The organism is Streptomyces sp. NPDC111606 (genome assembly GCF_055656945.1).
The window spans coordinates 413,843-432,530 of sequence record NZ_JBVKBY010000003.1 but is presented as its reverse complement, the minus strand read 5'-3'; the positions used below and the strand labels follow the sequence as shown (position 1 = coordinate 432,530).

18 protein-coding genes are annotated in these 18,688 nt (G+C 72.4%); 15 read left to right on the top strand and 3 right to left on the bottom strand.

The window, feature by feature from the left end; translation table 11 throughout:
• Positions 1–61 precede the first annotated feature (61 nt).
• Positions 62–1,132: an ATP-dependent DNA ligase gene (locus ACZ7M7_RS13675; protein WP_383600571.1), complete on the top strand. Its 1,071-nt coding sequence runs from the start codon at positions 62–64 to the stop codon at positions 1,130–1,132.
• A 19-nt stretch (positions 1,133–1,151) separates the two neighbouring features.
• On the opposite strand, the gene ACZ7M7_RS13670 is transcribed toward ACZ7M7_RS13675, so the two are convergent.
• On the bottom strand, positions 1,152–2,342 hold the full coding sequence (locus ACZ7M7_RS13670) for a zinc-dependent alcohol dehydrogenase (protein WP_472115948.1): 1,191 nt from the start codon (positions 2,340–2,342) through the stop codon (positions 1,152–1,154).
• 303 nt (positions 2,343–2,645) lie between these two features.
• Between ACZ7M7_RS13670 and ACZ7M7_RS13665 the strand changes: the two genes are divergently transcribed.
• A complete protein-coding gene (locus ACZ7M7_RS13665) occupies positions 2,646–3,593 on the top strand; it encodes a DUF3048 domain-containing protein (RefSeq protein WP_472116654.1) in 948 nt (315 codons plus the stop codon).
• 26 nt (positions 3,594–3,619) lie between these two features.
• Here the strand turns inward: ACZ7M7_RS13665 and ACZ7M7_RS13660 are convergent, their stop codons facing one another.
• Positions 3,620–4,084 (bottom strand): MarR family winged helix-turn-helix transcriptional regulator, encoded by a 465-nt coding sequence (locus ACZ7M7_RS13660; protein WP_451176648.1) that lies wholly within the window; start codon positions 4,082–4,084, stop codon positions 3,620–3,622.
• A gap of 209 nt (positions 4,085–4,293) precedes the next feature.
• Here ACZ7M7_RS13660 and ACZ7M7_RS13655 point away from each other — a divergent pair, with 209 nt between their 5' ends.
• The 8 genes from ACZ7M7_RS13655 (at position 4,294) to ACZ7M7_RS13620 (ending at position 11,655) form a co-directional block, all read left to right on the top strand.
• On the top strand, positions 4,294–5,073 hold the full coding sequence (locus ACZ7M7_RS13655) for a CoA transferase subunit A (RefSeq protein WP_472115944.1): 780 nt from the start codon (positions 4,294–4,296) through the stop codon (positions 5,071–5,073).
• 2 nt (positions 5,074–5,075) lie between these two features.
• Complete coding sequence (locus ACZ7M7_RS13650) at positions 5,076–5,720, top strand: CoA transferase subunit B (RefSeq protein WP_383600583.1); 645 nt, start codon at positions 5,076–5,078, stop codon at positions 5,718–5,720.
• Positions 5,717–6,958: a thiolase family protein gene (locus tag ACZ7M7_RS13645; protein WP_472115940.1), complete on the top strand. Its 1,242-nt coding sequence runs from the start codon at positions 5,717–5,719 to the stop codon at positions 6,956–6,958. The genes ACZ7M7_RS13650 and ACZ7M7_RS13645 overlap by 4 nt, the downstream gene beginning before the upstream one ends.
• Before the next feature lie 17 nt (positions 6,959–6,975).
• The gene (gene pcaH, locus ACZ7M7_RS13640) at positions 6,976–7,749 is read left to right on the top strand and encodes a protocatechuate 3,4-dioxygenase subunit beta (RefSeq protein WP_472115937.1); all 774 of its coding nucleotides are present in this window, start codon (positions 6,976–6,978) and stop codon (positions 7,747–7,749) included.
• A 6-nt stretch (positions 7,750–7,755) separates the two neighbouring features.
• Complete coding sequence (gene pcaG, locus ACZ7M7_RS13635; protein ID WP_472115934.1) at positions 7,756–8,361, top strand: protocatechuate 3,4-dioxygenase subunit alpha; 606 nt, start codon at positions 7,756–7,758, stop codon at positions 8,359–8,361.
• The gene (gene pcaB, locus ACZ7M7_RS13630; RefSeq protein ID WP_472115931.1) at positions 8,358–9,653 is read left to right on the top strand and encodes a 3-carboxy-cis,cis-muconate cycloisomerase; all 1,296 of its coding nucleotides are present in this window, start codon (positions 8,358–8,360) and stop codon (positions 9,651–9,653) included. The genes pcaG and pcaB overlap by 4 nt, the downstream gene beginning before the upstream one ends.
• Complete coding sequence (pcaDC, locus tag ACZ7M7_RS13625; protein ID WP_472115928.1) at positions 9,650–10,789, top strand: bifunctional 3-oxoadipate enol-lactonase/4-carboxymuconolactone decarboxylase PcaDC; 1,140 nt, start codon at positions 9,650–9,652, stop codon at positions 10,787–10,789. Before pcaB ends, pcaDC begins: the two co-directional genes overlap by 4 nt.
• Before the next feature lie 74 nt (positions 10,790–10,863).
• On the top strand, positions 10,864–11,655 hold the full coding sequence (locus ACZ7M7_RS13620; RefSeq protein ID WP_383622111.1) for an SDR family NAD(P)-dependent oxidoreductase: 792 nt from the start codon (positions 10,864–10,866) through the stop codon (positions 11,653–11,655).
• 4 nt (positions 11,656–11,659) lie between these two features.
• Here ACZ7M7_RS13620 and ACZ7M7_RS13615 read toward each other — a convergent pair whose 3' ends face one another.
• Positions 11,660–14,335, bottom strand: a complete 2,676-nt coding sequence (locus tag ACZ7M7_RS13615; protein WP_472115925.1) for an ATP-binding protein — start codon at positions 14,333–14,335, stop codon at positions 11,660–11,662.
• 206 nt (positions 14,336–14,541) lie between these two features.
• On the opposite strand from ACZ7M7_RS13615, the gene ACZ7M7_RS13610 reads away from it, so the two are divergent.
• The 5 genes from ACZ7M7_RS13610 (at position 14,542) to ACZ7M7_RS13590 (ending at position 18,622) form a co-directional block, all read left to right on the top strand.
• On the top strand, positions 14,542–15,855 hold the full coding sequence (locus ACZ7M7_RS13610) for an MFS transporter (protein ID WP_472115922.1): 1,314 nt from the start codon (positions 14,542–14,544) through the stop codon (positions 15,853–15,855).
• A gap of 9 nt (positions 15,856–15,864) precedes the next feature.
• Positions 15,865–16,122 carry a hypothetical protein gene (locus ACZ7M7_RS13605; protein WP_472115920.1) on the top strand — a complete coding sequence of 86 codons (258 nt, stop codon included), beginning with the start codon at positions 15,865–15,867 and terminating at the stop codon, positions 16,120–16,122.
• The gene (locus ACZ7M7_RS13600) at positions 16,119–16,376 is read left to right on the top strand and encodes a hypothetical protein (RefSeq protein WP_472115917.1); all 258 of its coding nucleotides are present in this window, start codon (positions 16,119–16,121) and stop codon (positions 16,374–16,376) included. The genes ACZ7M7_RS13605 and ACZ7M7_RS13600 overlap by 4 nt, the downstream gene beginning before the upstream one ends.
• Entirely contained in the window at positions 16,367–17,521 is a 1,155-nt protein-coding gene (locus ACZ7M7_RS13595; RefSeq protein ID WP_472115914.1) for an anhydro-N-acetylmuramic acid kinase, read from the top strand. Before ACZ7M7_RS13600 ends, ACZ7M7_RS13595 begins: the two co-directional genes overlap by 10 nt.
• Positions 17,522–17,596: 75 nt before the next feature.
• The gene (locus ACZ7M7_RS13590) at positions 17,597–18,622 is read left to right on the top strand and encodes a DUF2510 domain-containing protein (RefSeq protein WP_472115911.1); all 1,026 of its coding nucleotides are present in this window, start codon (positions 17,597–17,599) and stop codon (positions 18,620–18,622) included.
• The last annotated feature ends 66 nt before the right edge of the window (positions 18,623–18,688 follow it).

Genomic DNA, 18,688 nt, shown 5'->3' with positions numbered 1-18,688 from the left:
GCGCACGGCGCATGCCGCGCACACCGGGCGACGGCAGCCGGATGCGAGCAGAATCGTCTGCATGGACCTGCCGGTGATGCCGCCCGTGAAGCCGATGCTCGCCAAGTCGGTGGCGAAGATTCCGCCTGGCATGCAGTACGAGGCGAAGTGGGACGGGTTCCGGGCGATCGTGTTCCGCGACGGGGACGAGGTCGAGCTGGGCAGCCGTACCGGCAAGCCGCTGACCAGGTACTTTCCCGAGCTGGTGGCGGCGCTGAAGGAGCGGTTGCCCCAGCGGTGCGTGCTGGACGGGGAGATCGTCATCGCGCGCGAGGGGCGGCTGGACTTCGACGCGCTCACCGAGCGCATCCACCCGGCCGACTCCCGGGTGCGGACGCTGGCCGAGCGGACGCCGGCGTCGTTCGTGGCCTTCGACCTGCTGGCGCTGGCGGACCAGTCGCTCCTCGAGGTGCCGCTCGCGGACCGGCGGGCGGCGCTCACCATGGCGTTGTCGGGGGTGACGGCGCCCGTGCATGTGGCGCCGGCCACGACCGACGTCGACACGGCCCAGGGGTGGTTCGAGCAGTACGAGGGGGCGGGCCTGGACGGGGTCATCGCGAAGCCCCTCACGCTGCGCTATCTCCAGAACGAGCGGGCCATGTTCAAGATCAAGCACGAGCGGACGGCGGACGTCGTCGTCGCGGGCTACCGCCTCCACAAGAGCGGCCCGGTCGTGGGCTCCCTGCTGCTCGGCCTCCACGACGACCGGGGCGCCCTCCAGCACGTGGGCGTGTCGGCCGCGTTCTCCATGAAGCGGCGTGCCGAGCTGATCGAAGAGCTGGAGCCGCTGCGCATGGCGGATGCCGCGGGGCATCCCTGGGCGGCCTGGGCCGACGAGGCGGCCCACGAGTCGGCGCGGCTGCCGGGCGCGCCGAGCCGCTGGTCGGGCAAGAAGGACCTGTCCTGGGTGCCGCTCAGGCCGGAGTGGGTGGCCGAGGTGGCGTACGACCACATGGAGAACGGTGCCCGCTTCCGGCACACGGCCCGCTTCCGCCGCTGGCGCCCGGACCGCACGCCCGAGAGCTGCACCTACGCGCAGCTGGAGGAGCCGGTCCGCTACGACCTGGCGGAGATCTTCGCGCCGCAGGCCTGACGAGCGGCGGGAGCGCGGATCACGGCTGCATCAGCACCTTGACCGCGCCGTCCTGCTTGCGCTGGAACATCTCGTACGCGTGCGGGGCCTCGCTCAGCGGCACGCGGTGGGTGGCGAAGTCGTCGACGCCGAGCGGGTCCTCGTCCGTCAGGTAGGGCATGATGTCGTCGCTCCAGCGGCGCACGTTGGCCTGGCCCATCCGGATCTGGACCTGCTTGTCGAACAGGGTGAGCAGCGGTATCGGGTCCGCGGTGCCGCCGTAGACGCCGGACAGGGAGATGGTCCCACCGCGCCGCACCAGGTCGATGGCCGTGTAGAGGGCGGCGAGCCGGTCGACGCTGAAGCGTTCGGCGAGCGGGGCGCTCAGCTTGCGGGGCAGCATCGCGGAGGCCTGCTGGGCCAGCCGGGCGGCGGCGCTGCCGTGCGCCTCGGTGCCGACCGCGTCGATGACGGCGTCGGGGCCACGGCCGTCGGTCTCGTCGCGGATGGCGGCGACGAGTTCCTTCTCGTCGTGGAAGCTCCTGAGGTCGAACGTCTCGACCCCGCGCTCGCGTACCCTGCGCAGCCGCTCGGGCACCAGGTCCACGCCGAACACCCGCCCGGCGCCCTGGACCTGGGCGACCCGGCAGGCCATGTCGCCGATGGGGCCGAGGCCGAGCACGGCGACGCTGCCGCCCTTCGGGACCTCGGCGTAGCGGACCGCCTGCCAGGCGGTGGGCAGCACGTCGGAGAGGTAGACGAACCGGTCGTCGGGCGGCCCCTCCGGGATCTTGATCGGACCGAACTGCGCCTGCGGGACCCGCAGATACTCGGCCTGGGCACCGGGCACCGCGCCGTACAGACGGGTGTAGCCGAACAGGGCGGCGCCCATGCCCTCGCCGCTGACCTGGGTGGTCTCGCACTGGGTCGGCAGACCGGTCAGGCACATCCAGCAGTCGCCGCAGGCGATCTGGAACGGCACCACGACGCGGTCCCCCGCCTGCAGGTCCGGCACCCCGGCCCCGACCTCCTGGACGATGCCCATCGGTTCGTGGCCGAGGATGTCCCCCGGTGTCATGAACGGCGTGAGCACCTCGTACAGGTGCAGGTCGGAGCCGCACAGCCCGGTGGACGTGATGCGGATGACCACGTCCGTGGGCTCCTGGATGCCCGGATCGGGCACGGTCTCCACGCGTACGTCCCGCTTGCCCTGCCAGGTCACTGCCCTCATCGCCCGCGCTCCCTCCGGAACAACTGCGCGTTCGCTCGTTCGGTGGCCGCCGGGTACCCCTGCGCTCCTTCGCCGAACCGTGCGGGCGGGCCGGTGATCCGTCCGCGAGCCGGCCGTGCGCTGTACGCCGGCCGGCTCGCCGCGCCAGGGCCGATCGGCGGATTGGCGCGGGCATTCCCAGCCGATCGGGTATGTCACCTATGAACAGATAAGCGCACTATTGATGACACAGGGTGGGTGGGTTGGGTGCGAGTGGAAACGGTGGGCAGACAACGAGGGGCGCGCTCCAGACGCGTCACGACCATGGCGGGGCTGCTGGCCGCCGCGCTGGGAGCATCCCTGGCGGCGGGATGCACGACGTCGGGCGAACCGGGCGACGACGGCCGCGGCCGGCCGCATGCGTCGACGCCGAGCGAGGGCGAGAGCCGGGCGAACGGCCCCTCGGTACTGGCCGTGAAGATCGACAACGCCCGCGCGGCCCGGCCCCACACCGGCCTGAACGCCGCGGACATCGTGTACGTCGAGCCGGTCGAGGGCGGACTGAGCCGCCTCATGGCGGTGTACGCGACGAAGCTGCCGAAGGCCGTCGGGCCGGTGCGCAGCGCACGCGAGTCCGATCTGGAGCTGCTGGCCCAGTTCAACAAGCCGACCCTCGCCTTCTCCGGGGCGCAGGGAAAGCTCATGCCGCTGATCGACAAGGCCTCCGTACAGGCGGAGCCACCCGAGAAGGCGGCCGGCGCCTACTTCCGCGGCAACGACCGGCCCGCGCCGCACAACCTCTTCCTACGACCCCAGCGGCTGATGCCCTCCGCGCCGGGCAGGGACGCCCTGACGACCGGCTTCCGCTTCGGCGCCGCCCCGGCGGGCGGCAAGGCCACGGCCTCGCAGACGGTGCGCTACAAGTTGGCCCAGTACACGTTCACCTGGTCCGGAAGCCAGAACCGCTGGTTGGTCGCCATGGACGGCAAAGCCGCCGTGGCGTCGGACGGCAAGCGGCTCGGGGCCCCGACGGTCGTCCTGCAGTACGTGAAGGTGCGCAAGTCCGACTTCCACGACACGCTGGGCCACTACACGCCGTACACCGAGACGGTCGGCTCCGGGAAGGCGCGGGTGCTGCGGGACGGGCGCGCCTACGACGTCAACTGGAACCGCCCCAAGGCCACGGACGGCACCACGTTCACGACCGGTGCCGGCAAGCGGATGACCTTCCCGGACGGCCAGGTGTGGGTGGTGTTCGCGAAGGCGCACTAAGCGTCCGAGTGCCCAGAAGTGCGGGATCAGGGGTGAGCGACGAGGGGTTCCGCCGGGTTGCGGAGCCCCTCCGCCGCGTCCGCGACGCGGCGGATCAGGTCGAAGAAGAGTGCCTGCTCGTCGGCGGAGAGCGGGGCCAGGAAGACCTGGTTCATCCGGGCCGTGCGCACGGTCAGCTTCTTGTGCGTGCGCAGCCCCTCGTCCGTGAGACGCAGCAGGAAGCGCCGGCCGTCCTGGGGGTCGCGGACCTTGTCGAGCAGCCCGCGGCGGCCGAGCCGGCTGATCACCTCGGCGATCGTGGACCGGTCGAGCCCGACCCGCTCCCCCACCGTCCGCTGGTCCAGGCCCGGCTCGGCGACGAGTGTGTTGAGGACGGCGAACTGGGGCGAGGTGATCTCCTCCGAGACCATGGTGTTCCAGAGCAGGTGGTGCGCCTGCTGGAGCCGCCGGGCCAGATGCCCGGGGTGGGTGGTGAGGTCCACGGCGGCCATGCGTGCTCCCCTGGTCGAAATCGTCGGTGCACTGAACAATACCGGAGCTCCACTCGCCTGTCCTCGCGCCCTCGACCCCATGACGTTCGCATTTGCCGAGCTCTTGACGGCTTCGCACTCCGGTGGCAGCGTGAGACGCAACCTCGCAGAAATACTCAGTGCGCTGACTAACTTGGTACTGAGCGCTCGGAAGAGATGGGGCTTCTCGGATGGACAAGGTGGTCGCCACGGCCCTGGGGGCGGTGGCCGATGTGGGTGACGGCGCGTCGCTCGCGGTGGGTGGCTTCGGGCTGAGCGGTGTGCCGAACGTGCTGATCCAGGCGCTGTACGAGCGCGGGGTGGGCGGGCTGTCGGTGGTCTCCAACAACTGCGGGGCGATGGAGTCGGGGCTTGCGGTGCTGCTGTCCGCGGGCCGGATCGCCCGGGTGACCGGCTCGTACATCGGCGCCAACAAGGAGTTCGCCCGCCAGTACCTGGGCGGTGAGCTGGAGGTCGAGATGATCCCGCAGGGCACGCTGGCCGAGCGGCTGCGGGCCGGCGGGGCCGGGATTCCCGCGTTCTACACGCCGGCCGGGGTGGGCACGCAGGTCGCCGACGGCGGGCTGCCGTGGCGCTACGACGACTCCGGCGGGGTCGCGCTCGCCTCGCCGCCGAAGGAGGTGCGGGAGTTCGACGGCACCGAGTACGTGCTGGAGCGCGGAATCCGTACCGACTTCGCCCTGGTGCGGGCGTGGAAGGGCGACCGGCACGGGAACCTGGTGTTCAACAAGTCGTCCCGGAACTTCAACCCGCTGGCCGCGATGGCCGGGCGGGTGACGATCGCCGAGGTGGAGGAACTCGTGGAGCCGGGCGAGATCGATCCGGACGCGGTGCATCTGCCGGGCATCTTCGTGCAGCGGGTCGTGGCGCTCGCGCCGGAGCAGGCGGCCGACAAGCAGATCGAGCGGCGCACGGTTTCCGCGCCCCTGGCGGACGGGACGGTGAGCTAGCCATGGCGTGGACGCGGGAAGAGATGGCCGCCCGGGCCGCTCGCGAGCTCCGGGACGGCCAGTACGTCAATCTCGGCATCGGCCTGCCGACCCTGATCCCGAACTATCTGCCGCCCGGCGTCGAGGTGATCCTCGAGTCCGAGAACGGCATCCTGGGCACAGGCCCCTACCCGACCGAGGAGCAGGTCGACCCGGACCTGATCAACGCCGGCAAGGAGACCGTGACGGTCCTGCCGGGTGCCTCCTTCTTCGACTCGGCGCTGTCGTTCTCGATGATCCGCGGCGGGCACATAGATGTCGCCGTGCTCGGCGCCATGCAGGTCTCGGCCACCGGTGACCTGGCGAACTGGGCGATCCCCGGCAAGATGATCACCGGCATCGGCGGTGCGATGGACCTCGTGCACGGGGCCCGCACCGTCATCGTGGTGATGACCCACACCGCCAAGGACGGCAGCCCCAAGATCCTCGCCGAGTGCGCGTTGCCGCTCACGGGCAAGGGCTGCGTGAACCGGATCATCACCGACCTCGGCGTGCTCGACGTGACAGCGGACGGTCTGCTCCTCGTCGAGACCGCGCCGGGTGTGGCCGTCGACGAGATCATCGCCGCCACCGACGCCGAACTCACCGTCGCGGAGGGTCTGCTGTGAACACCGTCTACCTCGTCGACGCGGTCCGCACCCCGATCGGCCGCTACAACGGCGCCCTCGCCTCGGTCCGCCCGGACGACCTGGCCGCCCACGTCATCCGTGAACTCATGGGCCGCACGCCCGACTTGGACCCGTCCCGGATCGAGGACGTGTACTTCGGCAACGCCAACGGCGCCGGAGAGGAGAACCGCAACGTCGGCCGCATGGCCGCGCTCCTGGCGGGCCTGCCCACCTCGGTGCCCGGTGTGACGGTCAACCGGCTGTGCGCGTCGGGCCTCGAAGCGGTCATCCAGGCGGCCCGCGCCATCGCCGCCGGGGACGCCTCGATCGTCGTGGCCGGTGGTGTGGAGTCGATGACCCGGGCACCCTACGTGCTGCCCAAGTCCGACAAGCCCTTCCCGGCAGCCCACACCGAACTGTTCTCCACCACCCTGGGCTGGCGCATGGTCAACCCGCGGATGGCGCCGCAGTGGACGATCCCGCTGGGCGAGTCGGCCGAACTCATCGCCGAGAAGCACAAGATCAGCAGAGCGCAGCAGGACGAGTTCGCCCTGCACAGCCACCAAAAGGCGGCCCGGGCGCAGTCCGAGGGCCTCTTCGACGCCGAGCTCGCGCCGGTGAGCATCCCGCAGCGCAAGGGCGACCCGGTCGTCTTCGGTGCCGACGAGTGCGTACGGCCGGATGCGTCCCTGGCGGCGATGGCGAAGCTCAAGCCGTCCTTCCGCACCGCGAGCGAAGCGAGTTGGGGGTCCCCCCGGCCGAAGGCTGGGGGAGGGACCGTCACCGCGGGCAACGCCTCCCCGCTGAACGACGGCGCCGCCGCGCTGCTCCTCGTCGACGAGGCGGGCCTGAGGGCCACCGGACGTGAGCCGCTCGCCCGGATCTCCGCGACCGGCGTCAACGCCCTCGACCCGGACTACTTCGGACTCGCCCCCGTCGAGGCCGTCAACCGCGCGCTCGCCAAGGCGGGCAAGGGTTTCGGCGACCTGTCCGTGCTGGAGCTGAACGAGGCCTTCGCCGCCCAGGTGCTGGGCTGTGTCGCCGAGTGGCCCGAGTTCGACCCGGCGATCCTCAACCCCCGGGGCGGCGCCATCGCCCTCGGCCACCCGCTGGGCGCGTCCGGCGCCCGTCTCGCCGGCACCGTCGCCCACCAGCTCGCCCGCAAGGGCGGCGGAGTCGGCGTCGCCACCCTCTGCATCGGCGTGGGCCAGGGCCTCGCCCTCGTCCTCGAACGTTAACGAAACGCAGGATCCCCATGACTCTCACCCAGCACGACATCGACCGGGAGATCGCGGCCGAGCACGCCGCGTACGAGAAGCGGATCGCCGACGGAGCCCCCGTCGAGCACCACCCGCGCCGCGACTACACCCCCTACCGCTCCTCCGTCCTGCGCCACCCGAAGCAGCCGCCGGTCACGATCGATGTCAGCAAGGACCCGGAGCTGGTGGAGCTGCACTCCCCCGCCTTCGGCGAGCGGGACATCACCGAGATCGACAACGACCTGACCCGGCAGCACACGGGAGAGCCGATCGGCGAGCGCATCACCGTCGAGGGCCGGCTCCTCGACCGTGACGGCCGCCCCATCCGCGGCCAGCTCGTCGAGGTCTGGCAGGCCAACTCGGCCGGCCGCTACGCCCACCAGCGCGAGCAGCACGACGCCCCGCTGGACCCGAACTTCACCGGCGTCGGCCGCACCCTGACCGACGACAGCGGCTTCTACCGCTTCACCACCGTCCAGCCGGGCCCGTATCCGTGGCGCCAGCACGTCAACGCCTGGCGGCCGGCCCACATCCACTTCTCGCTGTTCGGCACGGCGTTCACCCAGCGGCTGGTGACGCAGATGTACTTCCCGAGCGACCCGCTGTTCCCTTACGACCCCATCATCCAGTCGGTGACGGACGACACGGCCCGCCAGCGGCTGGTCGCCACCTACGACCACGGCCTGTCGGTGCCGGAGTTCTCGATGGGCTACCACTGGGACATCGTCCTCGACGGACCGAACGCCACCTGGACCGAAGAGGGACGCTGACCTGCCATGACGAAGATCGACACGAGCCGCCCGGAGACCGTGCTCCCCACCCCGTCGCACACCGTCGGCCCCTTCTACGGACACGCCCTGCCCTTCCCCGGCGGCGGCGACATCGCCCCGATCGGCCACCCGGACACGATCGCCCTCCAGGGCTACATCAGCGACGGCGAGGGCAATCCGCTGCCGGACGCGTTCGTGGAACTGTGGGGCGCCGACCCACACGGGAACGTCCCGCAGGTCGACGGCTCGATCCGGCGCGACCCGGCGAGCGGCGGCTATCTGGGCCGCAACGGCGTGGAGTTCACCGGCTGGGGCCGCATCCAGACCGACGCCAACGGGCACTGGACCGCGCGGACGCTACGGCCCGGCCCGCGCGGGCAGAGCGCGCCGTATCTCAGCGTGTGCGTCTTCGCGCGCGGCCTGCTGGTACACCTGTACACCCGCATCTATCTGCCGGGCGACGAGGCGGCCCTCGCCGCCGACCCGTTGCTCTCCCGGGTACCGGACGAGCGGCGCGACACGCTGATCGCACGGCAGCAGGGTGAGGGGACATACCGTTTCGACATACGCCTTCAGGGCGAAGGCGAGACGGTCTTCCTGGAGTACCAGTGACTTCTCCCGATGCCGAAACCGGCCTGCTCGCCCCCGGGTGGACGGGCTCCCCCGCCGCCTCCGCGACCGGCGACAGCGCCTATCGCCAGGCACTGCTGGACGCCGAGGCCGCGCTGACGCGGGCACAGGCCGCACTGGGGCAGGCCCCGGCCGACGCGGCTCGAGCGGTCACGGAGGCGGCCGAGGCGACGCGCTTCGACGCACGGTCCCTCGCCGAGCGGGCGCGCGCGGGCGGCAACCCGGTCATCCCACTGGTCGCCGACCTGACGCAGGCGGTCGGCGAGGAGTACGGCCCGTACGTCCACCGGGGCGCCACCAGCCAGGACATCCTGGACACGGCGACGATGCTGGTCGCGGCGCGCACGCTGGACCTAATGCTGGCCGACCTCGACCGCACCCAGCAGGCCCTGGCCGGGCTGGCCGCCGAGCACCGTGACACCGCGATGCCCGGGCGGACGCTCACCCAGCACGCCGTACCGACGACGTTCGGGCTCAAGGCGGCCGGCTGGCGGTCGCTGGTGCTGGACGCACGGGACCGGGTGACTGCCGTACGGGACTCACTGCCCGCCCAACTCGGCGGTGCCGCCGGGACATTGGCGGCCTTCGGGACGTACGGCGCGAGCGATCCGACCGCGCTGCCGGCAGCGTACGCCCGCGAACTCGGCCTGCGGGCGCCCGAGCTGCCCTGGCACACCCTGCGCACGCCCATCGCCGATCTCGCCGGGTGCCTCGCCTTCACGGCGGGGGCGCTCGGCAAGCTCGCCGTGGACGTCCTCACCCTCTCCCGCACCGAGATCGCCGAGGTCGCGGAGGGCAGCGGTGGGGGCTCGTCCGCCATGCCGCACAAGTCCAATCCCGTACGGTCCACCCTGATCGCGTCCGCCGCGCGGCGGGCGCCTCAGCTCGCGGCCACGCTGTACGGCTCGTTGGCGGCCGAGGACGAGCGGCCTGCCGGGGCCTGGCACGCCGAGTGGGAGCCGCTCAGGGACCTGCTGCGGCTGGTCGGCGGGGCCGCCCGGGATGCCGTCGAGCTGACCGGGGGACTGCGGGTCGCGGCCGACGTCATGCGCGAACACCTGGATCTCACCCACGGGTTGATCGTCTCGGAGCGGCTGTCCGCCGAGCTGGCTCCCGTGCTGGGGCGGGCCCGCGCGAAGGAACTCCTGACCCGGCTGGCGTCCGAGGGCCGCCCGCTGGGTGAGGCGCCGGAGCTGGCGGACGTCGACCTCGATCCCACCCACTACACCGGCTCCGCCGGAGCCCTCACCGACCGTGCTCTGGAGCGACGTTGACCGGCAAACTCCTCAACCACCGTGCCGAAGGTCCCACTTCCGCTCCCCCGCTGCTGCTGGGGCCCTCGCTCGGCACCTCGTACGCCCTGTGGGACAAGGTCGCGCCCGAGCTGTCGATCGGCCATCGGGTGGTCCGCTGGGATCTGCCGGGGCACGGGGGCTCGGCGGCCGGCCTCATCGGCGCGGGCGCGACCGTCGGTGACCTCGCCGGCCTGGTGCTCGCGCTCGCCGACTCACTCTGCGTCGGGCGGTTCGCGTACGCGGGAGTGTCGCTGGGTGGTGCGGTGGGGCTGCACCTGGCCGTGCACCATCCCGAACGGGTCTCCGCACTGGCCGTGATCTGTTCGTCGGCGCACTTCAACGGCTCCAGGCCGTGGGAGGAGCGGGCCGCGCTGGTGCGGCGCGAAGGGCTGGCGGGGCTCGCCGAGGGCGCGAACGCCCGCTGGTTCACGTCCGGGTTCACCGTGCCGGAGCTGGTGCGGGACCACCGGGACGCCGACCCGGATGCGTACGCCGCCTGCTGCGATGCGCTCGCCGCCTTCGACCTGCGGGACCGGCTGCCCGAGATCTACTCCCCCACCCTGCTGATCGCCGGGCGCGAGGACCCCGCGACCCCGCCGGCTCATCTGCGGGAGATCGCGGACGCCGTGCCCGGTGCCACGCTCGTGGAACTGCCGGGGGCCTCGCATCTGGCACCCGCGCAGTGCCCCGAGGCGGTGCTGACAGCGCTGCGGGCACACTTCGGCGGCGGTGCCAAGCGGGGCATGGAGGTACGGCGCGAAGTGCTCGGCGACGCGCACGTCGACCGCGCCCAGGCCCGGCAGACGCCTTTCACCGCCCGCTTCCAGGACTTCATCTCGCGCTACGCCTGGGGCGAGATCTGGACCGACCCGACGCTCAGCCGCCGCGAACGCAGCATGATCACCCTCACGGCGCTGGTCGCGCACGGCCACTACGACGAGCTGGCCATGCACGTCCGGGCGGCCCGGCGCAACGGGCTGACACCGGACGAGATCGGGGCCGTACTGCTGCAGACGGCCGTGTACTGCGGGGTTCCGGCGGCGAACTCGGCGTTCGCTGCGGCCCAGCGGGTGCTGGCCGAGGAGGCGGAGCCGGACGCGGGTACAGCACAGTGAGAGCAGGGTGACCCTGGCGGTCGTACCTCAGCGGCAGCTCGCACATGCCCGCGCGACGTGCCTACGGTGGAGACATGTCCACGGTTCTGATCACGGGCGCCACCTCGGGTCTCGGCCGCTACGTCGCCGCCGAGCTGGTCCGCTCCGGGCACCGTGTCCTCGCGCACGGACGGGACGCGGACCGTACGTACCGGCTTGTCGAGCAGTTGCGGGCCGACGGCGAGGCCGAGGGGTTTGTCGCGGATCTGGCCTCGCTGGGGCAGGTGCGTGAGCTGGCTGCCCATGTCGCCGGGGCCCATCCCGAGCTCGACGTACTGATCAACAACGCGGCGGTGGGCGCCGGGCCGCGCAGGTCGGAACGGGAAACCGGCGCGGACGGACACGAACTGCGGCTCGCGGTCAACTACTTGGCACCCGTCGCCCTGACCCGCGCCCTGCTCCCCGTGCTGCGCGCCAACGCGCCCGCGCGGATCGTGAACGTCGGCTCGGCCGGTCAGGAACCCGTCGACTTCGACGACCCCGAGCTGACCCGCGGCTACGACGGACTCTCGGCGTACTGCCGCAGCAAGTTCGCCCTCGCGGCCCACACGTTCACCCTCGCCGAGGAACTCGCCGGCACGGGTGTCTCGGTCAACGTGCTGCACCCGGCGACCCACATGGACACGGCGATGGTCCGCGACGGCGGCTTCACGCCCCGGCACACGGTCGCCGACGGCGCCCCGGGCGTCCTGGCCCTCGCCACCCGGGACCTGGGCACGGGCGGCTACTTCGACGGGACGTCCCGGGCGCGGGCACATGAGCGGACGTACGATCCGGACGTCCGCAAGCGGCTGGCGGCCGTCACCGATCAGCTGCTGAGCCTCTGAGCCGTCACACCACTCCCGCGGCCAGCGCCGCCTCCGCCTGCAGCACCAGTCCGTCCGCGCCGCACGACCGCGCCAGCGTCAGCCCGCGCCGCAGCTCCGCCGACGAGCGCGCGGCGAGGCCGAACTCGACCCGGGCGGCGGCGTGTTCGTACTGGCAGGGCGAGGCCTCCAGATAGGTGACGGCCTGTTCGGCGAGGCGTACCGCGCGCTGGCCGGTCTCCAGGGCGGCGGCGCAGCGCAGGGCCTCGCCGATGGCGGTGTCGGTGCCGAGGCGCTCGGCGTGCCGGCGGACGTCGATGGCCAGCCGGGCGGCGCGCTCCGGGTCCTCGTTGGCGAGGGCACGGGCCAGGTCGACCGCCCAGGGGACCAGGACCGGGTTGTTGTGGCCGCGTACGGCAGCCGCCTTCTCCGCGGCCTCCAGTTCGTTGATGCCGTCCTTCGTGCGGCCGACGGCGAGGAGCAGACGGCCGCGGACCGAGCGCGGGTCCGGCAGCACGATGGTGGTCGGGTACGGCGGGGCGAAGCCGTGCTGCTCGGCGAGCTCCCAGGCCTCCTGGACATGGCCGCGGGCGAGCAGCGTGTCGACAAGGTTGCAGGTCGCCGACCAGTACAGGGGCAGTCGACGGCCGACCCGCTCGGCGAGCGCCAGCGACTTGCGCAGGGACGCCTCGGCCTCGCGGAGCCGGCCCCGCCTGCGGTGTCCGACGCCGACGTAGGCGTGGGCCAGGGCGAGGTGGCCGCCGCTCCAGCCGGCGGACTCGTACGCCCGCAGGGCCTCGTTGTAGAGGGACTCCGCCCGGTCGAGGCGGTCGGTGAAGGCGTAGGAGTTGGCCAGCATCATCAGCAGTTCGAGGCCCCACTCCGGGTCGGTCCAGCCGAGTCCGGGGGCGAGGCGGCCGTTGACGAGGGCGCGGTCGCACAGTTCGGCGACCTCCTCCGCGTTCTCACCGCGGGCCATGGCGTCGAAGCCGCGCAGGATGAGCAGGGCGCGCTCGGAGTTGTCGCGGCCGGTGCAGGTGCCGGCGAGTTCGGCGAGGCGCGTGGAGCGCCCCGGGTAGGCCTCCTCGCCCGCGTGGATGCCCTCCCACATGAACTGCACCGCCTGCAGCCGCAGCCTGGCGGGGCCGGCCCGGTGCCGGGCGGCTTCCGCCTCGACGGTGCGGACGGCCTCCTCCAGCTGGTCGTTGTGGAGCAGGGCCTGGGAGAGGCGGTACACGGCGTCGACGCGTTCGTCGCCGTCGAGGCCGGGCATGGCCAGGGCGGTCTGGAGGTGGTGGATGGTGGTGGCGGGCGCGGTGAGGAGGGTCGCGCCGCCCAGTTCGTGGAGCACGCGCGCGTGGACCTCGGGCAGGGGCGGTTCCACCAGGGCCCGCTCCAGGCAGCGGCGGGCCGCGTCGGGGGCGCCGACGGCGAGGTGTTCGCGGGCGGCCTCGCGCAGCTGCTCGACGAGTTCCTCGTCGCTGTCCGGGTGGACCTCGAGCAGGTGGCGGGCGGCGACCGCGGCGCCGCGTCCGTTGTCGGTGACGACGCGGGCGGCGATGCCGTGCATCGCGGTGCGCAGGGCGTCGGGGATGGAGTTGTAGACGGCGGTGGCGATGAGGGGGTGGACGAACTCCAGCTCGCCGTCGTCCGGTTGGGCGCCCGCCGGATCGGGCTCGGTGAGAATGCGGGCGGTGCGCAGGAGGTCGGCACAGCGCACCGCGTCGTCGAGGCTCATGGTGGCGAGCTCGGCCACCAGGTCGACGGAGATGCCGGTGCCGAGGATGGCGGCCGCCCAGGCGAAACGGGTGGCTTCGATGCCGAGTGTCTCCAGGCGGGCGACGAGGCCGCCGCCGCGTGCCGCGCGGTTCAGGGCGCGCAGCTCGGCGGCCGCGGACTCGGTCGGCTCGAACTCGCTGTCCTGCACCTTGGCGAGGAGTTCGACGGTCTCGTACGGGTTGCCGCCGGTGACCGCCCAGACCTCGCGGCAGAACGGGGCGTCGGCGTGCGGGCCGAGGGTGGCCCGGGTGAGGCCGGCGGTCGCGTCCGGGGTGAGGGCGCTCAGGGTGGCGACGGAGCTCCCCGCGGCGGCGACGGCGTCGAGGTGCCGGGCGCTGTCGCCGCCGACCTCGCCGGGGCGGCGGGCCACCACGACCAGGACGTTCTGTTCGCCGAGGCGTCCGGCGAAGGCGGCGAGCCAGCGCAGGGTCTCCTGGTCGGCCCAGTGGGCGTCGTCGATCAGCAGCACCAGCGGCCAGTCGCGCCGGGCCAGCCGGCGTACGGCGGCGACCAGGCCGTCGCAGACACCCTGCGGGTCGGCCTGCCGTTCCCCGGGGTCCGTGATGCCGAGGGCGGGTCCGGCGATGTCGTACCAGTCGCCGAGGTACTCGCGCGCCTCCTCCGGCATCAGCGACAGCAGGGCGGGCTGCATCAGCTGCCGGACGACGTTGAAGGGGACCGAGCTCAGGGTCTCGCTGGCGCGGGCGGACCACACCGTGCAGCCGCGGGCCTCGGCGATGCGGCGGGTTTCGGCCAGCAACGCGGTCTTGCCGAGTCCCGCCTCGCCCCGGAGCACCAGGAGGCTGCCCGAGGAGGACTTTTCCATGCACAGGCTGTCGAGCGCCCCCTCGACGGCGGCGAGTTCCTCGTCGCGCTCCCACAGGGAGGCCGAGGCGACCTGTGTGGGCCGTACCTCCGTCATCCCGCTCCCTCCCCAAGTCGCCCGAACGACGTACAGACCTCGAGCGTAGCCGTCGGATTGCCTAAGTGGAGGCGGGTCCGGGCAGCTGTTGCCGTGAAGGGTGACAGGTGGTGCGCGCGGGCGACGCGAGCGGCCCGCGACCTGCCCCGGAAAAACTGACCGACAGTCAAAAATACGCCATCCCAACGACGTTCGAAGGGGCGGACATGACGCTGACTTCCTCCGACCGCGGCACGGTCCGGTCCCGCAGGGCCCTGGTCGCGGGTTCGGTGGGCAACTTCATCGAGTGGTACGAGTTCGGGGTCTACGGCTACTTCGCCACGATCATCGCGGCGCGCTTCTTCACGCCGGAGGGCGGCAGTGAGGTCGAGGCGCTGGTGCGGACGTACGCGTCGTTCGCGCTGGCGTTCTTCTTCCGGCCGGTCGGAGCGGCCCTGTTCGGGCGGCTCGGGGACCGGATCGGGCGACGACCGGTACTGATCCTGGTGATCACGCTGATGACCGGGGCGACGACGCTGATCGGCGCGCTGCCCACCTACGACACCGTCGGCGCCCTCGCCCCGTGGCTGCTGACGGTTCTGAGGGTGCTGCAAGGGCTGTCCGCGGGCGGGGAGTTCGGGGGCGCGGTGTCGGTGATGACCGAGTTCGCGCCACCCGGGCGGCGCGGTCTGTACGGGTCGTGGCAGTCGTTCACGGTGGCGCTGGGGCTGCTGGGCGGCGCGGGGGCGGCGGCGCTGCTGGCCACCGTGCTGACCGAGAGCCAACTGGGCGACTGGGGCTGGCGGTTGCCGTTCCTGATGACGCTGCCACTGGGGCTGGGTGCCCTGTGGCTGCGGTTGAGGCTGGACGAGACGCCTGCGTTCCGGGAGGAGCGGGAGGCCGGGCGGCCACCGGGGCGCGAGGTGGCGGGGGCGATCGCGCTGGGTGCCGGGCGGATCATGGGATGGGCGGCGGCCGGGTACACCTTCCTGGTCGTGCTGCCGTCGTACCTGCAGTCCACGCTGGACGCGACCTTCCAGCAGGCGCTGATCGCCACGGTGCTGGCCAACCTCGGTTTCGCGCTGACGATCGTGCCGGCGGGGTGGCTCAGCGACCGGTACGGGCGGCGGCCGGTGATGCTGGCGGGGGCGGTGCTGGTGGTGGTCCTCGCGGTGCCGCTGCTCAACCTTCTCCAGGACCCGGGCGTTTCCCTCACCGTGAAGGGTGCGGCGGTGTGCGGGGCGGGGGCCGTGGTGGGTCTGATGGCGGGGCCGGGCCCGGCGATGCTCGCGGAACTGTTCCCGACCAACGTGCGCTATACGGGGCTGGGACTCGCCTACGCCCTGTCCAATGCGGTGTTCTCGGGCTGCGCCGGGCTCATCATCACGGAGACGATCGAACGAACCGGCAACGTGGACATCCCGGCGTACTACGCTGCCGCGACCTGCGCGGTGAGTGTCCTCGCGCTGACCGCGACGCCGAAGGCCCGGACCCGGAAGCCGCAAGCCCCGGTCAGGGAACCGAGAGGAAAGGCGAGCTGAGCAATGCGAGTGATCGGCCTGATGTCGGGCACCTCCCACGACGCCATCGACGCCGCAGCCGCCGACCTGAACCTCGTCGGCGACAGCCTGGACCTCAAGACGCCGGGCCTGGTGAACGAGGCTCGTGCCGAAGGGTTGCGCCAGGCGCGCACGGCGATGGCTGCCCCGGCGGACCGCGAGCTGTCCGGCTGCCTGCCCGGTGAACGTCCTCGCACCGGCCAGGACATCCCAGCCGAAACGGAAGGCGAGCTGAGCGAATGCGAGTGATCGGCCTGATGTCGGGCACCTCCCACGACGCCATCGACGCCGCAGCCGCCGACCTGAACCTCGTCGGCGACAGCCTGGACCTCAAGACGCCGGGGCTGGTGAACGAGGCTCATGCCGAAGCGTTGCGCCGGGCGCGCACGGCGATGGCTGCCCCGGCGGACCGCGAGCTGTCCGGCTGCCTGCCCGGTGAACGTCCTCGCGCCGGCCAGGACATCCCAGCCGAAACGGAAGGCGAGCTGAGCGAATGCGAGTGATCGGCCTGATGTCGGGCACCTCCCACGACGCCATCGACGCCGCGGCCGCCGACCTGAACCTCGTCGGCGACAGCCTGGTTCTCAAGACGCTGGGGCTGGTGAGCGAGGCCTACGACGAGGCGTTGCGGGAGGTGATCGCGGAGGCACTGCCTCCGGGGGTGGTTTCGATGGCGGAGGTGTGTCGGCTGGATACGCGGATCGGGCAGGCCTTCGCCGGGGCGGCGGTGCGGGCGGATCGTGAACTGTGCGGTGGGCGAGCCGAGTTGGTCGCCTCGCACGGGCAGACCGTGTACCACTGGGCCGAGGACGGACAGGTGCACGGCACGCTGCAGCTCGGGCAGCCCGCGTGGATCGCCGAGGCGACCGGGCTGCCCGTGGTCGCCGACTTCCGGCCGCGCGACATCGCGGCGGGAGGACAGGGCGCACCGCTGGTCAGCCTCGTCGACCTGCTGTGGCTGCGGGGCCGGCCGGGCACGCCCGTCGCCCTCAATGTCGGCGGGATCGCCAACCTCACCGCGCCCGACGGCACCGCCTTCGACACCGGGCCGGGCTGCGCGCTGATCGACGCCGCGGCGCGGGGGTTCAGCGGGGGACGGCTGGCGTACGACGTGGACGGGGCGCTGGCCGGTCGCGGCAGCGTCCATGAACCGCTGCTGCTGCGACTGCTGGAGGAGCCGTACTACGCGCTGCCCGCACCCAAGACGACGGGTAAGGAGCTCTTCCACCTCGGCCACCTGCGGGACGCACTGGCCGGGTTCGGGACGCTGCCCGCCGAGGATGTCGTCGCCACGCTGACCATGCTCACGGCACGGACGGTCGCCGACGCCGTGCGGGCGATGGGCGCGACGGAGGTGATCGCCTCGGGCGGCGGGACGCGCAACCCCGTACTGATGAGGATGCTCGGGCAACGGCTGCCGGGGGTGGCCCTGCGCACGTCCGACGAGTTGGGGCTGCCGTCGGCCGCGAAGGAGGCGTACGCCTTCGCGGTGCTGGGGTTCCTGACCGCGCACGGACTGCCCGGCACCGTGCCGTCCGCCACCGGAGCCCGGCACGCGCGCGTGCTCGGTTCGATCACCCCGGGCCGGGACGGACTGCGGCTTCCGCCACCCGCGCAGGAGCGCCCGGTACGGCTGGTCCTGGAGTGATTCGGGCCGAAATCCGAGCCCGCCGGGGCCGGATCCTCTCATCCGGCTTTCACCGACACCTCATACGGTGGGCTCATGACGCAGGTGACTCCTCCCGGCTGGTACCCCGACCCCGGCCAGAAAAGTGACGGTCCGCCCACCGAGCGCTGGTGGGACGGCAAGGCATGGACGGACCAGGTCCGGCCCGCGGGGTCGGCCGACGTGTGGGGCCCTCCGGAGCAGTTGCCGACGGCGGGCACTTATCCGGCGTATCCGGCACATCCCGGTTATCCGGGCCAGTTGCAGTCGGGCGGGCGGCGCCGTCTGCGTACCGGCATAGCCGTGGGAGTGGCCGCCGTGGTCCTCGCGAGCATCGGTGTCGGCGTGTACGCGCTGACCGCCGACGACGGCTCGGGTGGCAGCAGCGCCAACTCCCCGCAGCAGGGGTCCGGCGGGCAGGGCGGACCCGGTGGCGGCCAGGGCGGCCCCTTCGGCGACTCCGGCGGCGGCAACGGCGGCGACGGCGGTTCGGGGGGCGGCGACGGCGGTTCCGGCGGGGAGTCGCCCGCACCCGAAGAGTCCGAGGCGCCGAAGGTGGACAGCGGTTCGGTGACCGACGCCGTGAACGGGATCAGCATCCCCATCCCGGACGGCTGGTACGGACAGGAGAGCGGCTGGGGCGCGAACGTCGCCTCGGACGAGACGTACAAGTGCCCCGCCGACACCTCCCAGAGCTGCCAGAAGGGTGGCGCGTACTCCGCTCCCGCCCTCGCGCACGGCACCAAGGGCGACACGGCCGAGGAGGTCGCCAAGGCGGACATCGAGGCGAACGCCGAGGAGTCCTACGGCAAGGGCTACGGAGAGATCACCTCGCACGAGGTGCTGGCCTCCAAGGCGGTGACCGTGGCCGGACAGAAGGGCTACCTGGTCCGCTGGAAGGCGATCACGAGCAAGGGCGTCGACGGCTACGTCGAGTCGCTCGCCTTCCCCTCGCCCGCGAGGGCGCAGCAGATGGTCGTGGTCCGCTTCGGCGTCGACGTCGGTGAGAAGCAGTCGCTGATCGATGAGATCACCAAGGGCATCAAGGTGTCCACCGGTGGCGGCAACGGCCAGGACGTCTGACACACCCCGACCGCTCCCCCCCGTGCCCCGCACATGATGCGGCCGGGTGGGGCGCCCCTCCGCTCA

Bases quoted from the DNA above. Each gene is read 5' to 3' on its own strand.
- ACZ7M7_RS13610 (WP_472115922.1), top strand. From the start codon at position 14,542: ATGACGCTGACTTCCTCCGACCGCGGCACGGTCCGGTCCCGCAGGGCC.
- pcaG (WP_472115934.1), top strand. From the start codon at position 7,756: ATGACGAAGATCGACACGAGCCGCCCGGAGACCGTGCTCCCCACCCCG.
- ACZ7M7_RS13590 (WP_472115911.1), top strand. From the start codon at position 17,597: ATGACGCAGGTGACTCCTCCCGGCTGGTACCCCGACCCCGGCCAGAAA.
- ACZ7M7_RS13660 (WP_451176648.1), bottom strand. From the start codon at position 4,084: ATGGCCGCCGTGGACCTCACCACCCACCCCGGGCATCTGGCCCGGCGG.
- ACZ7M7_RS13670 (WP_472115948.1), bottom strand. From the start codon at position 2,342: ATGAGGGCAGTGACCTGGCAGGGCAAGCGGGACGTACGCGTGGAGACC.
- ACZ7M7_RS13675 (WP_383600571.1), top strand. From the start codon at position 62: ATGGACCTGCCGGTGATGCCGCCCGTGAAGCCGATGCTCGCCAAGTCG.
- pcaH (WP_472115937.1), top strand. From the start codon at position 6,976: ATGACTCTCACCCAGCACGACATCGACCGGGAGATCGCGGCCGAGCAC.
- ACZ7M7_RS13615 (WP_472115925.1), bottom strand. From the start codon at position 14,335: ATGACGGAGGTACGGCCCACACAGGTCGCCTCGGCCTCCCTGTGGGAG.
- ACZ7M7_RS13650 (WP_383600583.1), top strand. From the start codon at position 5,076: ATGGCGTGGACGCGGGAAGAGATGGCCGCCCGGGCCGCTCGCGAGCTC.
- ACZ7M7_RS13620 (WP_383622111.1), top strand. From the start codon at position 10,864: ATGTCCACGGTTCTGATCACGGGCGCCACCTCGGGTCTCGGCCGCTAC.
- ACZ7M7_RS13665 (WP_472116654.1), top strand. From the start codon at position 2,646: ATGGCGGGGCTGCTGGCCGCCGCGCTGGGAGCATCCCTGGCGGCGGGA.
- ACZ7M7_RS13655 (WP_472115944.1), top strand. From the start codon at position 4,294: ATGGACAAGGTGGTCGCCACGGCCCTGGGGGCGGTGGCCGATGTGGGT.
- ACZ7M7_RS13595 (WP_472115914.1), top strand. From the start codon at position 16,367: ATGCGAGTGATCGGCCTGATGTCGGGCACCTCCCACGACGCCATCGAC.